The organism is Nocardioides sp. CCNWLW216 (assembly GCF_037120545.1).
GTDB lineage: Bacteria > Actinomycetota > Actinomycetes > Propionibacteriales > Nocardioidaceae > Nocardioides > Nocardioides lianchengensis.
In genome coordinates, this window is sequence record NZ_JBBBBJ010000001.1 from 595550 (window position 1) to 610055 (window position 14506).

Genomic DNA, 14506 nt, shown 5'->3' on the forward strand with positions numbered 1-14506 from the left:
CCGGCGGGGCGGTGGCGGATCCACCATGCGACGGGTCGATTCGGTGGACAGCTCACCGCCGCCCCGGGGGACCGGAGCCCTCAGTCGGCGAACGACCCGACCAGCCCGGGGATCGCCTCGTCGGCGAGCCGCACCGCGACCGGCAGGGGTACGTCGGGCAGCGTGACCGCCTGGCGTCCGCCCGCGGTGGTGGCGACCAGGGTGGTCAGGCCGGCGCGGCGCTGGAACCAGGTGTCGCGGAAGGTCCAGCCGATGACGTGGTCGGTGCCGAGCACCTCGCGGCGCCGGGTCAGGCTGCCGGAGCGGGCGACCAACCGGCCGTCGCTCAGCGCGTGGCCGAGGGAGCGGGCGCGGTCGGCCGCCAGCAGCGCCGCGACCGGCAGCGCCAGCAGCGGCGGGACCAGGACCCAGGCCGGTGCCGCGTCGGCCACGACCCCGACCGCCGCGAGGAGCGCGAAGACCAGCACCGGACCGAGCGCGCGGGTCCAGCGTCGTCGTACGGCGAGGGGACCGTGGGGGACCAGCGGGCCGGCGACCGGGGCGGAAGACCCCAGCACGCGGGCGGCGACCCCCGCGACGACGTCGTACGGCGCGGGCGGGACCAGCGCCGAGCTGCCCCGCTCGCTGCGGTCGACGCCGGTGACGATCGCGCCGAGCCGGGCGCCGCCGGCCAGCCGCAGGCCGATCGGCTCGCCGAGCGAGACGCCGGCGACCCGGACGTCGTCGAGGGTCGTCTCGCGGGTCGTGAACAGCCCGCGCGAGAGGTGCCAGGAGCGCTGGCTGTGGCGGAGGGTGAGGTCCCAGTTGCTGACCAGGTAGCTGCCGACCGCGAGCAACGACATGGCCACCAGGGCGATGACCGCCACGACCGGGACGGCGATCCAGACGGAGGCCCGCGCGGCCCCGTCGGCGAGGTCGTCGAGGTCGACCAGCCGGGGACCGCCGACGGTGTTCCAGCCCTGGACCGCGAGACCGACGACACCGCCGCCGAGCACCAGGCCGGTGCTGGTGAGCGGGGCGAAGCGCGCCCAGCGCGGGTCGAGGCGAAGGGTGTCGACGACGGGCGTCGGGTCGTCCGCGGCAGCGGCCGGCGCCTCGCGCAGCAGCTCCGCCCGCAGCCGCCGGGCGACCTCGACCGGCAGCCCGTCCAGGTCGAGCGCGCCGTCGTCGTCGCCGGTCCCGGAGCCGATCCGCACCGTGGTCAGCCCGAGCAGCCGGTGGGTCAGCGGCGAGGTGAGGTCGACGGTGCGGACCCGGTCGACCGGCGTCGAGAGGACGTGCCGGCTCAGCAGCCCGCGCCGCAGCTCGACCCGGCCCTGGTCGATGCGGAAGCTGGTGGTCAGGTAGCGCAGCAGGCCGAGCGCGATCGGGACCAGCACGGGCAGGTAGTGCCAGGCCGCGCCGCCGGACGCCGTACCGGCGAGGAAGAGGGCGATCAGCGCCGGCAGGAACTTCACCACCTCGCGGATCGGGTGGACCAGCAGCATCCGGCGGTCCAGACGCTGCCAGTCGCTCACGTCGCGTCCCCCTCGACGGCATCCGCCTTCAGGGTCAGCTCGTCGACCAGCTGCCGGGCCCGGACGGCGTCGAGGCCGGCGATCTCCAGGGCCCCGGCGGCCGAGGCGGTGGTGACGGTGACGGTCGCCAGCCCGAGCAGCCGGGCCAGCGCGCCCTCGGCGTGGTCGACGGTCTGGATCCGCGACATCGGCGCGATCCGCCGCTCGCGCGCCCACCACCCGGTCTGCGTGTAGACGGCCGTGTCGGTGACCTCCCACCGGTGCACGAGGTAGCGCCACTGCGGCACCACCACGACGTACGACGCCAGCGCGACGCCGATCAGCACCCACGCCCACCAGGGCAGGTCCAGCGGCGACACCCACTCGACGACCACCAGCGCGCCGGCCGCGACCACGACCTGCGCCAGGGCTCCGCCCGCCCACAGCCAGCGGGCCCGCGGGCTCACCTGCTGCGCGGGCTCACGGAGGTTCACGGCACGACCCTACGGGTCGTCCGGAGGCCGGCGGAGCCGGTTCAGCGCAGCCGGTGCAGCGCGCCCACCAGGTCGCCGCCGAGGGCGCCGTACGCCGTGGACGCCCAGGGCTCGACGCCGGAGTCGACGTAGAGGACGGCCTTGCCCCCGCGGTCGACCCGGAGCGCGTCGGGAGCGCGCCCGGCCTTGAGGTCGGCCCGGCAGTCCGGGCAGAGCGGTACGTCGCCGGTGTGGCCGTCCTGCACCAGCCGGGTGCGCTTGCGGGTCGGGGGAGCGTGCAGCGGGTTGAGGTAGCAGCCGGCGACGGGACGGTAGGGCTTCCCGGCCGTGGCCGCGTCCAGGGCCGCACGGCCGCGGCGGACCAGGACCACCGCACCGACCGCGTCGAGCACGCCGAGGTCGCTGCCGCCGGTGTCGAGCACCCGGGCCGCGGCGTCGTAGTGGTCGAGGGCGGCCTGCCAGGCCTGGCTGTCGTCACCGGGGTCGAGGTCGTGGGTGCGGATCGCGTCGCCGAGGACCAGCAGGCCCGAGCGGGCCTCCTGCTCCAGCCGGTCGGCCTGCGCCTCGCGGACCTGCGCCACCACCGAGCTCGGGAGCGCGAAGGCCCGCGGGCGGCGCCGGCGGCGCAGGGCGCCCACGACCGCGGCCACCACCACCAGCCCCAGCGCGACGCCCACGAGCGTGCCGCCCACCGGGTCGTCACCCCGGCCGTCGCCCGACGACGGGGTGGAGGTGCTGGACCTGGAGGCGACCTCGTCCTCGTAGGCCTGGGGAAGGGCGTCGTCGGTGAGCAGCTCCGCCGCCTCGACCAGGTAGGCGCCGAGGTCGTCGACCCGCCCGTCGTCGTCGGTGTGCCGGGCACGAGCGACGGCGAGCGCCTGCCAGGGGTCGACCTCGGTGCCCCACGCGCGGTCGGTGAGGTTGAGACGGTCGAGGCCGCCGTAGAACTGGGGCGCGAGGTAGAGCCCGTCGGCGTCGTACCGGTCGTGCAGCTGGGTCAGCAGCTCGGCCGGCTCGCCCGCGAAGTCGTCGAGGTCGGGCTGCACGACGACGTACGTCGGGGTCGGCACCTCGGCGACCGCCGACTCCAGCTCGGCCAGCTCCTCGGCCGACACCTCGGCCGCGGCCTCGGGGGCCACCCAGACCCCGGTCTCCTCCAGAGAGGCCCAGATCTGGGCCAGCAGGTCCTCGCTCACGTCCATCCCCCCACCATCCGGAACCGGCGGCCGAGCGCGAGCCGCACCAGGCCGATCACGAGGAGCAGGACCGGAATGGCCAGCCCGCCGTAGAGCAGGCCGGCGGCGATCGCGCCCCCGGTCCCACCCCAGTAGGACCAGTCGCTCACCGGCCCCTCGCTCGACGCCGCGACCGCGGTGACGATCTCGCTCAGCCGCCGCTCCGGGTCGCCGTTGAAGTCGGAGGGGATGTCGCCCTCCAACGGGCCCTCCAGGTTGTCGTCCACGACGCCGTCGCCGGGACCGGTGTAGAGGACGAAGACGCCCTCGTCGTCGGCCACCCGCTGGAGCTGGCCGACCGCGTCCCAGATGCCGCGGTAGCCGGCGTCGTTGCTGTCCTCCCAGACGGCGACCCGGACCGGGACCTCGGAGCCGGCGGCCAGCTCCTCGAGCCGGGCCGCGGCGTCCGGGGGGAGCAGGTCGTGGGCGTCGGCGGCGACATAGACGTGCTCGCCGGCCGCGAACGCGTCGGCCGCTCGCTGGACCCGGTCGCCGATCACGGTCGGCTCCGGCGTGCGGACGTCGACGAGGAGGGCGTGCGCGCCGAGTCCGGCGGCGGCGGCCAGGGCGGCCAGCAGCAACGCGAGGACCAGGTCGCGGACCCGCCCGATCACCGCTGACGCTCCGCGACCAGGCGCCACAGGTCGGGGTCGAGCGAGCCGAGGCCGGTCGCGGCCCAGATCGAGTCGGCGCGCCAGTAGGGCCGCTTGCCGTCGTCGGTGGTCAGCGAGGCCGGCGATACGTCGGCCGCCACCGCCTCGGCACAGGCGTCGCAGGCCGGAAGCGAGACGTCGGAGACGACCACCCGCCGCTCGGTCGGCCCGTGCCGCGGGTCGAAGTAGCAGCGCACCGGGATCTCGTCGCCCCGCAGCCGGGCCGCGCCCTGCTCGGCCAGCACCAGGGCGGCCACCACCTCGATCCTCGACTCGGAGTCGACCAGGTCCTCGGCCGCCTCCAGGCTGCCGTGCACCTCGTCGGTCACCGGTTGCAGGCTGCCGTCGACCTCGCGGCGCAGCGCGGTCAGCGCCTTGCGGGCCTGCTTGCGCGTGGTGTCGATCCGGGGTTGCGGCCGGGTCCGGGGCTGGGGGAGCGGGTCGTCCGCACGGGCCCGTCGGGGCCGGGGCGCGGAGGTGGCCCCGCCCGCCCAGGCCGTGCGGGCCCGCAGCAGCCGCCAGCCGACGACGAGCGCCACCAGGGCGAAGGCGACGGCGAAGACCAGCGGCGTCTCCGGCTCGCCGCGGGCGTCGTCGAGCTCATACGACATCGGCTCGTCGCCGTACGCCGCGACCCACGGGCCGCTGTCCATCAGGTCGTCGACCTCGCCCGGTGTGAGGGACAGGTCGTCGTCGGCCGCCACGCTCAGCAGCACCGCAGCCTCGCCGGCGGCGGGGACGAACTCGCCCTCCGGCAGGTCGTTCCGAGCTGCCTGCACCGCGTCGTACCGGCCGAGGCTGATGCTCGTCGCGTCCAGCGGCACGTCGTACGTCGCGACCGCGGTGAGCGTGTCCTGGGTGGCGACGACGTAGAGGCCCGGCTCGCCGAGCTCCTGGTGGATCAGCCGGAGCAGGGTGTCGCCCGCGTCGCTGGCGTTGGACGGGAGGTCGGCGTCGGGCGTCTGGACGAGGGCGACGTACGCCGGCACGCCCTGGTCGGCCAGATCCTCGACCAGCCCGCTCAGCGCGTCGTCGACCTCGTCGGTGCGGCCGTTGCCGAGCAGCTCGTGGACCAGGACCGGGTCGTCACGCAGCGCCGCCGCGATCGCCTCGACGGTGTCGGCGTCTGTCACGCCCTCGGTCCTACCCGACAGGTGCCGGGTCCACACCGCTGAGTCAGCGGCAAGGGAGGGTCGAGTCAGCACCAGTAGTGCTGACTCGGCCCGCAACTGCTGCTGACTCGGCGGGGAGGGAGGTCAGTCCTGGCTTCGACGCGCGCTCACTTGATCTCGCAGATGACGGCACCGTTGGTCACGGTCGCCCCGACCTCGGCGGTGAGGCCGGTGACCGTGCCGGCCTTGTGGGCCTTGAGCGGCTGCTCCATCTTCATGGCCTCCATGACGACGATGACGTCGCCCTCGGCGACCTCCTGGCCCTCCTCGACCGCGATCTTCACGATCGTGCCCTGCATCGGGCTGGTGACCGCGTCGCCGGAGGCGGCGGCCGCCTTGCCCCCGGACTTCCGCTTCGCCTTCTTGGGACCGGCAGCGGGGCCGGCCGCGAGGCCGCCCAGCCCGGCGGGGATGACGACCTCGAGACGCTTGCCGCCGACCTCGACGACGACCGTCTGTCGCTCGCCGGCCTCCTCGGCCTCCGCCGCGTCGCCGGAGAACGGCTCGATCCGGTTGTCGAAGTCGGTCTCGATCCACTGCGTGTAGACGGTGAACTCGCCCTCGCCGGACGGCGTCGAGGCGCCGACGTACGCCGGGTCGGTGACGACCGCGCGGTGGAACGGGATGACCGTGGGCATGCCGTCGACGACGAACTCGCCGAGCGCGCGGCGGCTGCGCTCCAGCGCCTGGGTGCGGTCGCGGCCGGTGACGATGAGCTTGGCGATGAGGGAGTCGAACGAGCCGGGGATGGTCTCGCCGTTCTCGTAGCCGCCGTCGAGGCGGACGCCCGGGCCGCTGGGCGGGCTCCAGGCGGAGAGGGTGCCGGGGGCGGGCATGAAGTTGCGGCCGCCGTCCTCGGCGTTGATGCGGAACTCGATCGAGTGGCCGCGGATCTCCGGGTCGTCGTACCCGAGCTCCTCGCCGGCGGCGATCCGGAACATCTCCCGGACCAGGTCGATGCCGGTGACCTCCTCGGAGACGCAGTGCTCGACCTGGAGGCGGGTGTTGACCTCGAGGAAGGAGATGGTGCCGTCCTGGGCGACCAGGAACTCGCAGGTGCCGGCGCCGTAGTAGCCGGCCTCCTTCAGGATCCGCTTGGAGGACTCGTAGAGCTCGGTCAGCTGCGCGTCGGTGAGGAACGGCGCGGGGGCCTCCTCGACCAGCTTCTGGTTGCGGCGCTGCAGCGAGCAGTCGCGGGTGGAGACCACGACGACGTTGCCGTGCTGGTCGGCGAGGCACTGGGTCTCGACGTGGCGCGGCTTGTCGAGGAACTTCTCGACCAGGCACTCGCCGCGGCCGAAGGCGGTGACCGCCTCGCGGACGGCCGACTCGTAGGCGTCGGGGATCTCCTCGAGCGTGCGGGCGACCTTCAGGCCGCGGCCGCCGCCGCCGAAGACGGCCTTGATCGCGACGGGGAGCCCGTTGGCCTTCGCGAACTCGACGACCTCGTCGGCGTCCTTGACCGGGTCCTTGGTGCCGGGGGCCAGCGGGGCGTTCGCCTTGTCGGCGATGTGCTTGGCCTTGGCCTTGTCGCCCAGCGCCTCGATGGCCGCGGGCGGCGGGCCGATCCAGGTCAGCCCGGCGTCGAGGACGGCCTGGGCGAAGTCGGCGTTCTCGGCGAGGAAGCCGTAGCCGGGGTGCACCGAGTCGGCGCCCGTCCTCTCGGCGACGGCGATGATCTTGGCGATGTCGAGGTAGGACTCCGCGGGCGTCGCGCCGCCCAGCGAGTGGGCCTCGTCGGCCAGCCGCACGAAGAGCGCGTCGCGGTCGGGCTCGGCGTACACGGCGACGGAGCCGATGCCGGCGTCCTTGCAGGCCCGGATCACGCGGACCGCGATCTCGCCGCGGTTGGCGATGAGGACCTTCTGCAGAGGCTTGGTTCCCGGCACGGTGACACTCCTGGTTCGAGTACGGCACTTCGAGTCGCGGGCAGGCTACTCCGCCCGACAGCGGAGGCTAGCCCGGTCTGGGGAGTGGCCGCCGTCACGGATCTCACACATCGCGACCCGGAACCTGTGCACGGGCCTGGGCGAATTCCTCAGACCGGGGCGCCGCGGGCCGAAGTACCCCGGGCACGGTGAGGCGGAATGTGCCCGCTCCGGCGTGCGCGCGATCCCTCCCCGCGTTTCCGGAGACCCCTGAGGAGTACCACCCTGATGCCCGCTTCCGCTTCGTCCGACGCCGACCGCCCGTTCTCCGAGGAGTCCGGGCTGGTCACCGCCCTCGACCGCTCGCTCGCCGTGATCGAGCTGGCCATCGACGGCACCGTGATCACCGCCAACCAGAACTTCCTCGACATCGTGGGCTACACGCTGCGCGAGATCCAGGGCCAGCACCACCGCCTGCTCTGCCCCGGCGACTACGCCGAGAGCAGCGAGTACGCCGACTTCTGGGACCGCCTCCGGGCCGGGCACTTCGAGGCGGGTGAGTTCCTGCGGGTCGCCAAGGGTGGCCGCGAGGTGTGGCTGCAGGCGACGTACAACCCGATCCTCGACGAGGACGGGGTGACCACGAAGGTCGTGAAGTTCGCCCAGGACATCACCGAGGCCAAGCGCCAGAACGCCGACTTCCTCGGCAAGGTCGACGCCATCGAGCGCGCCCAGGCCGTCATCGAGTTCGACCTCGAGGGCACGATCCTCAACGCCAACCGCAACTTCCTCGACGTCGTCGGCTACGCGCTGCCCGACATCCAGGGCAAGCACCACCGGATGTTCGTCGACGCCGAGCTCGCCGCCAGCCAGGAGTACGCCGAGTTCTGGGAGCGGCTCGGCGCCGGCCAGTTCGAGGCCGGCGAGTACCGGCGCCTCGGCAAGGGCGGCCGCGAGGTGTGGCTGCAGGCGACGTACAACCCGATCCTGGACGCCAAGGGCGCCCCCATGAAGGTGGTCAAGTTCGCCACCGACGTGACCGCCTCCAAGCTCGCCAACGCCGAGATCCGGGCCCGCGTCAACGCGGTCGACCGGGCCCAGGCCGTCATCGAGTTCGACCTCGACGGCCTGGTCCTCGACGCCAACGAGAACTTCCTGCGCACCATCGGCTACTCGCTGCGCGAGATCGTCGGCCAGCACCACAGCACCTTCTGCGACGCCGAGTACACCCGCTCCACCGAGTACCGCGACTTCTGGCTGCGGCTCGGCAAGGGCGAGGTCATCGCCGGCCGGTTCCACCGCAAGGGCAAGTACGACCGCGACGTCTACATCCAGGCCACCTACAACCCGGTGCTGGACCTGTCCGGCAAGCCGGTCAAGGTCATCAAGTACGCCTACGACGTGACCGCGGAGGTCGAGCGGGAGCACCGCATCGACAGCGGCACCCAGGAGATGACCTCCTCGGTCCGCGACCTCGCGACCTCGATCGTCGAGATCGCCTCCGAGTCGCGCACCGCGACCGAGCTGGCGGCCGAGACGCACGGCAACGCCGAGCAGGGCGTCGAGGCGCTGCGCGCGTCCATCGAGGCCATCTCGCTCATCCAGAAGTCGTCGACGTCGATCAGCGACATCGTGAAGGTGATCGGCGAGATCGCCAGCCAGACCAACCTGCTCGCGTTCAACGCCTCCATCGAGGCCGCCCGTGCCGGCGAGCACGGCGTCGGGTTCTCGATCGTCGCCGGCGAGGTCCGCAAGCTCGCCGAGCGCTCCTTCGAGGCCGCCCAGCAGATCGGCCGGCTCATCGACGAGTCGGCGGACCGCGTCAACCAGGGCTCCGAGGTCTCCAAGCGGGCCGAGGCCGCCTTCGAGCGGATCGTCACCAGCGTGTCGCGCACCAACGAGGCGATCCGCACCATCTCCGCCTCGACCCGGGTCCAGCAGGAGGCCTCGGAGCACGTCAATAGCCTCATCGACCAGCTCTCGTCGGCCACGGCGAACGCCGCGCCGGTCATCCGGTGACCGACGGTGCCTGACTCGGTGCCTGATCCGGCCTCCGACGCGGACGTCTACGGGCTGCTCCGGCTCGGCGGGATCGACGTCGCGCTGCCGCTCTCGGCGCTGCGCGAGGTCGTGCCGCGGCCGGCGACCCTGACCGACCTGCCGGTCGTCGCGCCCGGCCTGGTCGGGGCGATGGGGCTGCGCTCCCTGGTGCTGCCGGTGGTCGACCTCCGACCGCTCCTCGAGCGTCCCGACGACGTGCTGCCCGACCAGGTGGTCGTGGTCGTCGCGTACGGCGGGCGCGTGGTCGGCCTGGTCGCCGACGAGGTGCGCGGGGTGACCCGGGTCCCGCACGAGGACCGCCTGCCCCTGAGCGCCGCGGACGGCCGGCTCCTGGTGACCCACGCCTTCCAGCACGAGGACGGCGCCACCCCGATCAGCATCCTCGATGCCGAGGTGCTGCTCAGCCTTCCCGGCGTCCCGACCGTGGCCGAGCAGGCCGCGGGCGAGCCGGTCGTCGACACCGCGGCGGCCACGGGTCCGGCCGGCACTCGCAGCATCACCCTGGTCCGCTGCGGCCCGCAGGTGCTGGCCCTCGAGGTGGGCGACATCCACACCACGATCCCGCTGGCCGAGGTCGACCCGTCGCTGCTGACCGGCGGCGCCTGCGTCGGCCAGACCGTCTACTCCGGCCGCGAGGTCGCGGTCGTCGACCCGCTCACCCTGCTCGGGCTCCCGCCCCTGCCCGAGGAGGACCTGGGGGCCGGCGTCGTCCTCGAGGTCGGCCGCGGGCTGGTCGTGCTGGCCGTCTCCGAGCTCGTCGAGCTCCGCGGCACCGGTGCGGGCATCCTGCCCGTCCCGGGGTACGGCGCGCTGCGGCCCGAGCTGCTGCTCGGCATGGTCGAGCTCGACGAGGCGGCCTGCCTGGTCCTCGACGGTGCCGCGCTCCGCTCCGACCCGCAGCTGCTGTCCCTCGCCGCCGTGAACACCGACGTGAACCCCGCGGCGGGTGCGGTCGGGACGGGGCCCGCGGTCGCGGGCGAGGTCGCATCGGGGCGCGGGCCGTCGTACGTCACCTTCACCGCGGGGATCTCCCTCGCCTCGCCGCTGACGCAGGTGAGCGAGATCCTGCCGTTCCCGCAGGCGCTGACCCCGACGGCGGCCGACCAGGTGCTGGGCCTGACCGTGCACCGTGGCCGCGTCGTCCCGGTGGTCTGCCTGTCCACCCTGCTCGGCCACCCGCCGCTGTCCCGAGCCGCGTCGTCGTGCCTGCTCCTCGTCGAGGTCGACGACGAGCCGCTCGCGTTCGCCGTCGATGCCCTCGGTGGCATCGAGCCGCTGACCTGGACCGACCCGGCCTCGACCGAGCGTCCCCTGCTGGTCGACGTCGCCCGCGCGGCCCACGACGCCCCGCTGGTGCAGGTGGCCGGCTCCGACAAGCTGGTCCCCGATCTCGACCTCCCGGCCATCGCCCGGTCGGTCCGGGGATCCACCCAGGAGGATGAGATGTTGAGGGAAACCTCGTCAGGATCGCCCGAACTGCTCAGCGGTTCCGAGCGGGAGCCGATGGTCGCGGCATGACTTCCCCCCTCGACTGCTCGGAGTCGAGCGCGACTGCGCCGAGAAAGCTGCGCAGCCACGCCTACGAGGCGCCGACCTCCGACGACGTACGTGCCGCCCTGCGCGCCGACACCACCATCGACACCGAGCGGCTGTGGGCCCGGGTCTGCGCCGAGGCGGGCGTGTCCGCCGTCGAGTCGCTCTCCCCGCTCCAGCTGGACCGGGTCATCGCCCTGCTCTCCCTGGAGGAGGGGCGCGTCGGCCTGATCGGGCGTGCGATGGGGGTCCGGGTCTCGGTCTACCGCGAGCTCGGGCTCCGCGGCGCCGACGCCCCCGCCCCGCGCTTCGACTGGGCCCGGGTCGCCATGAACACCCTGCTCCGCGGGCGGGTGTCGCTGGAGGCGCGGATCCAGGAGCTGGTCTCCCTCGACCCGTTCGCCCCCGAGGTGCGCCCGCACCTCGACCAGGCGGCCAGTCGCGTCGCGCGGCGCCTCGGCAGCGTCATGGGTGGGATCACGATCGTCCTCGACGACGCGCAGTGCGTCGTCGGCAGCAGCGGCAGCTCCGGCACCTGGATGGACGACGCCGGCGGCGCGCCGATCGAGTGGTCGTTCTGCTCGGTCCCCGTGCGCACCCGCGAGCCCTACGTCGTCAACGACCTCGGCGCGGACGTCATGCACCGGATCAACCCGACCGTCCTCCACGACGGCGTGCGGGCGTACGCCGGCGCCCCGCTGATCACCTCGGCCGGCGAGGTGCTCGGCGCCTGCTGCGTGCTCGACGTCCGCCCGCGCAACTTCACCGACGAGGACGTCGCCGTGCTCGTCGAGGAGGCCGCGAACGTGGTGGCCGAGCTGGAGCGGCGACGGGCCGATAAGGAAGACCGCGCGTCCGCGATCGGTGGTTGAGGAGGTTGCGCAGCAACCGTCTCGAAACCCGGTGACTCGGTAGTCGGGCCCGTCCGAGCCGCTACCCCGCCGCCGGCACCGCGGGGGAGTCGCCGGCGTACCAGCGCTCGGTCTGGCGCCGGAAGGCCCGCTCCCCGCGCGCGGCGACCACGTCGCGGCCGCCGGGCAGCCGCCCGACCAGCTGACTCCAGAACAGGTTGGCCGCGACCCGGCCCACGCCGTACCAGGGCGGGCGCCGGGGGAGGCCGAGGTCGCGCATCGCGGCCGGGCCCAGCAGCCAGGTGCCGGCGGACAGGGCCCGCTCGCGCTCCCAGACCCGCCGGGCCCGCGGCACCGGCGCCTGGTCGGCCATGTGCACGAGGGCGTGGGCGAGGGCGCGGCTGCTCGCGTTCGGCCCCGGGTCGTGGGACAGGAAGTGGTAGAGCAGTCGGCGGCCCTGCCGCTCGGTCCGCGGGAGCCACTCCTCGTCGACGCCCATCAACCACCCGACGTACGACCACAGATGCATCACCGCCGCGGCGTCGGTGCGCGAGACCCGGACGCCGAGCAGCCGCAGGTGCAGCAGGAAGCTGGTGGAGAAGACGCCGAGCGTCGACGCCTGGTCGTACTGGTTGATCGGGACGCCGTGCCAGGCGGTGTCCCAGGTCGGGTCCTGCGCGAGGTGCTGGTTCACGAATGCGTGCATCACCCGGACGTGCAGGGCCAGCCGGTGGCCCTCGGCGCCGGGCTCCAGCCCGCCGGGTGCGGTCACCGCCCGCCACCAGGTGGTGGTCTCGCCGATCCGCCGCAGCGCCTCGTCGCCGGTCAGCCGGCCGGTCCGCACCAGCGGCTCCACGGCCGCCGAGGTGCGGTAGCCGCCGAGCAGCGATCCGTAGGCGAGCACCAGGCCGGCGTCCGCGCCGTAGGTGCGGCAGGCGCGCGCCCCGCGCGCCAGGAGGTCGTCGTCCACCCAGGCGGGCCGGCGACCGGCCAGCTCGAGCAGGTCGCGCAGCGACCCGGGGGAGTCGGCGCGGCCGGTGGCGAGCGCCGCGTGCACCTCGCGCATGGTCAGGCTGCGCTCCTCGCGCACCGCCCGTACGACGGCCGCGGCCGGTTCGTCGCAGCGCAGCAGCCCGGCCTGCAGGGCCACGACCTCGGCGGGGGTCGGCGCGGCGCCGGGGCCGGCGGTCAGGCGGAGCGGTCGGGCCGCGCGCTCCGACCAGGGCTTGGCGGAGCCGAACCGGGCGGGGGGCTGGGTCATGCGGCCGACGATAAGGTGAGCAAATGCTCAGGTTCTACTCGCGTTTCGGGGCGTCCCGGTGAGGGGCGCCCGTCGTACCCCGTCGCAGGCGCGGTCGCACGAGATGGTCGAGCGGGTCCTCGCGGCCGCCGCCCGGGTCCTCGAGGAGCGCGGGTACGCCGGGCTCAGCACCAACCGGGTCGCCGCGGCGGCCGGCGTCAGCGTGGGCTCGCTCTACCGCTACTTCCACGACAAGGACGACCTGGTCGAGGAGCTGCGCCGCCGCAGCGCCGACGACGTGATGGCCGACCTCTCGCAGGGCATGGCCGACGCGGTCACGATGCCGACCCGCGACGCGATCCGGCACGTGCTGGCCGTCCTGGTGGCCGCCCTGCAGCGGCACCGGGCCGTCACCCGTGCCCTGCTCCACGAGGTGCCGCTGGGCGCGCACGGCAACGTGCTGCCGGAGGTCGAGCGACAGCTGGCGCACTTCACCCGGATGTTCGTCGCGAGCCACGCGCCCGACCTCGACCGGGTCGAGGCGGAGGCCCGCATCCACCTGGCGATGGGCATCGCGCTCACCACCTGCCTGCGGATCGCGCTCGACCCGCCGGCCGGCGTCTCCGAGGACCGGCTGGTCGACCTGACGGCCGAGCTCCTCACGCTCGGACTGACCGTTGGTTAACAAACGCTAACCTCGCGGGCTAGCATGCCGGGATGACGACCTTCGAGCTGTCCCGCGAGCACGAGGAGTTCCGCCGCAGCGTGCGCGACTTCGCCGAGGCCGAGATCGCGCCGTACGCCGCCCAGTGGGACCGCGACCACCACTTCCCGGTCGACGTCGTGCGCCAGATGGGCAAGCTCGGGCTCTTCGGGCTCACCGCCCCCGAGGAGTACGGCGGCGCCGGCGAGGACGGTGACTTCACCAGCCTGTGCGTGGCGATCGAGGAGATCGGCCGGGTCGACCAGTCGATGGGCATCACCCTCGAGGCGGCGGTCGGGCTCGGCATCACCCCGCTGCTGGAGTACGGCACCGAGGAGCAGCGGGCGACCTGGCTGCCCGACCTCGTCGCGGGCGAGCGGCTCGCGGGCTTCGGGCTCACCGAGCCGGGTGCGGGGTCCGACGCCGGCGCGACCCGCACGAAGGCGGTGCTCGCCGACGGGGAGTGGGTCGTCGACGGGGCCAAGCAGTTCATCACCAACTCGGGCTCCGACATCACCTCGCTCGTGACCGTCACGGCCCGCACCGGCGAGCGCGAGGACGGCCGCGCCGAGATCAGCGCGATCATCGTGCCGGCAGGGACGCCCGGCTTCACCGCGGGCCCGCCGTACGACAAGCTCGGCTGGCACGCCTCCGACACCCACCCGCTGTCCTTCGAGGGCGTGCGCGTGCCGGAGGCCAACCTGCTCGGGGAGCGGGGGCGGGGCTACGCCCAGTTCCTGGCCACCCTCGACGACGGGCGGGTCGCGATCGCCGCGCTGGCCGTCGGCTGCCTCCAGGCCTGCCTCGACCTGACCCTGCAGTACGCCGGCGAGCGGCAGACCTTCGGCGGCCCGATCGGTCGCAAGCAGGGCGTGGCCTTCCAGGTCGCCGACCTGCAGGTGATGCTCGAGACGAGCCGGCTGCTCACCTACAAGGCGGCCGCCATGAAGGACGCGGGGGCGCCCGTGAAGCAGTTCAAGCAGGCGGCCGCGATCGCGAAGCTGCACGCCACCGAGGCGGCGGTGAGCGGCACCCGGATCGCCACCCAGGTCTTCGGCGGCTACGGCTTCATGGAGGAGTACGCCGTCGCCCGCTTCTACCGCGACGCCAAGGTCCTGGAGATCGGGGAGGGCACCTCCGAGGTGCAGCGGATGCTGATCGCGCGCGGACTCGGCCTGCCCGTCGAGTGAGCACGGGCCG

Annotated in this window: 12 protein-coding genes; 5 read left to right on the top strand and 7 right to left on the bottom strand. The window is 73.9% G+C overall.

Features of this window, described 5'->3' with window-relative positions:
- Positions 1-80: 80 nt before the first annotated feature.
- From V7S47_RS02750 to V7S47_RS02775, 6 genes are all read right to left on the bottom strand, one after another.
- A complete protein-coding gene (locus V7S47_RS02750) occupies positions 81-1517 on the bottom strand; it encodes a PH domain-containing protein (protein ID WP_336560144.1) in 1437 nt (478 codons plus the stop codon).
- Entirely contained in the window at positions 1514-1990 is a 477-nt protein-coding gene (locus V7S47_RS02755) for a PH domain-containing protein (protein ID WP_336560145.1), read from the bottom strand. Before V7S47_RS02755 ends, V7S47_RS02750 begins: the two co-directional genes overlap by 4 nt.
- 41 nt (positions 1991-2031) lie before the next feature.
- Positions 2032-3192 (bottom strand): hypothetical protein, encoded by a 1161-nt coding sequence (locus V7S47_RS02760; RefSeq protein ID WP_336560146.1) that lies wholly within the window; start codon positions 3190-3192, stop codon positions 2032-2034.
- Positions 3183-3839 (bottom strand): hypothetical protein, encoded by a 657-nt coding sequence (locus V7S47_RS02765; RefSeq protein ID WP_336560147.1) that lies wholly within the window; start codon positions 3837-3839, stop codon positions 3183-3185. The genes V7S47_RS02760 and V7S47_RS02765 overlap by 10 nt, the downstream gene beginning before the upstream one ends.
- Positions 3836-5011, bottom strand: coding sequence for a hypothetical protein (locus tag V7S47_RS02770; protein ID WP_336560148.1), 1176 nt, complete (start codon positions 5009-5011; stop codon positions 3836-3838). Before V7S47_RS02770 ends, V7S47_RS02765 begins: the two co-directional genes overlap by 4 nt.
- A 146-nt stretch (positions 5012-5157) precedes the next feature.
- Positions 5158-6939, bottom strand: coding sequence for an acetyl/propionyl/methylcrotonyl-CoA carboxylase subunit alpha (locus V7S47_RS02775; protein ID WP_336560149.1), 1782 nt, complete (start codon positions 6937-6939; stop codon positions 5158-5160).
- Between the two features lie 267 nt (positions 6940-7206).
- Between V7S47_RS02775 and V7S47_RS02780 the strand changes: the two genes are divergently transcribed.
- From V7S47_RS02780 to V7S47_RS02790, 3 genes are read left to right on the top strand one after another with little or no spacing between them, the layout of a single operon-like run.
- A complete protein-coding gene (locus V7S47_RS02780) occupies positions 7207-8937 on the top strand; it encodes a methyl-accepting chemotaxis protein (protein ID WP_139175377.1) in 1731 nt (576 codons plus the stop codon).
- A gap of 18 nt (positions 8938-8955) precedes the next feature.
- Entirely contained in the window at positions 8956-10497 is a 1542-nt protein-coding gene (locus V7S47_RS02785) for a chemotaxis protein CheW (RefSeq protein ID WP_336560150.1), read from the top strand.
- Entirely contained in the window at positions 10494-11384 is an 891-nt protein-coding gene (locus V7S47_RS02790) for a GAF domain-containing protein (RefSeq protein WP_336560151.1), read from the top strand. The genes V7S47_RS02785 and V7S47_RS02790 overlap by 4 nt, the downstream gene beginning before the upstream one ends.
- A gap of 61 nt (positions 11385-11445) precedes the next feature.
- On the opposite strand, the gene V7S47_RS02795 is transcribed toward V7S47_RS02790, so the two are convergent.
- Entirely contained in the window at positions 11446-12624 is a 1179-nt protein-coding gene (locus tag V7S47_RS02795) for an oxygenase MpaB family protein (RefSeq protein WP_336560152.1), read from the bottom strand.
- A 58-nt stretch (positions 12625-12682) separates the two neighbouring features.
- On the opposite strand from V7S47_RS02795, the gene V7S47_RS02800 reads away from it, so the two are divergent.
- Positions 12683-13288: a TetR/AcrR family transcriptional regulator gene (locus V7S47_RS02800; protein ID WP_139175378.1), complete on the top strand. Its 606-nt coding sequence runs from the start codon at positions 12683-12685 to the stop codon at positions 13286-13288.
- A gap of 32 nt (positions 13289-13320) precedes the next feature.
- Positions 13321-14496 (top strand): acyl-CoA dehydrogenase family protein, encoded by a 1176-nt coding sequence (locus V7S47_RS02805; RefSeq protein WP_090850196.1) that lies wholly within the window; start codon positions 13321-13323, stop codon positions 14494-14496.
- Positions 14497-14506: the final 10 nt, after the last annotated feature.

Excerpts from the sequence above, each read along its gene's own strand:
- V7S47_RS02805 (WP_090850196.1), top strand. The coding sequence starts at position 13,321 with ATGACGACCTTCGAGCTGTCCCGCGAGCACGAGGAGTTCCGCCGCAGC.
- V7S47_RS02795 (WP_336560152.1), bottom strand. The coding sequence starts at position 12,624 with ATGACCCAGCCCCCCGCCCGGTTCGGCTCCGCCAAGCCCTGGTCGGAG.
- V7S47_RS02790 (WP_336560151.1), top strand. The coding sequence starts at position 10,494 with ATGACTTCCCCCCTCGACTGCTCGGAGTCGAGCGCGACTGCGCCGAGA.
- V7S47_RS02780 (WP_139175377.1), top strand. The coding sequence starts at position 7,207 with ATGCCCGCTTCCGCTTCGTCCGACGCCGACCGCCCGTTCTCCGAGGAG.
- V7S47_RS02760 (WP_336560146.1), bottom strand. The coding sequence starts at position 3,192 with ATGGACGTGAGCGAGGACCTGCTGGCCCAGATCTGGGCCTCTCTGGAG.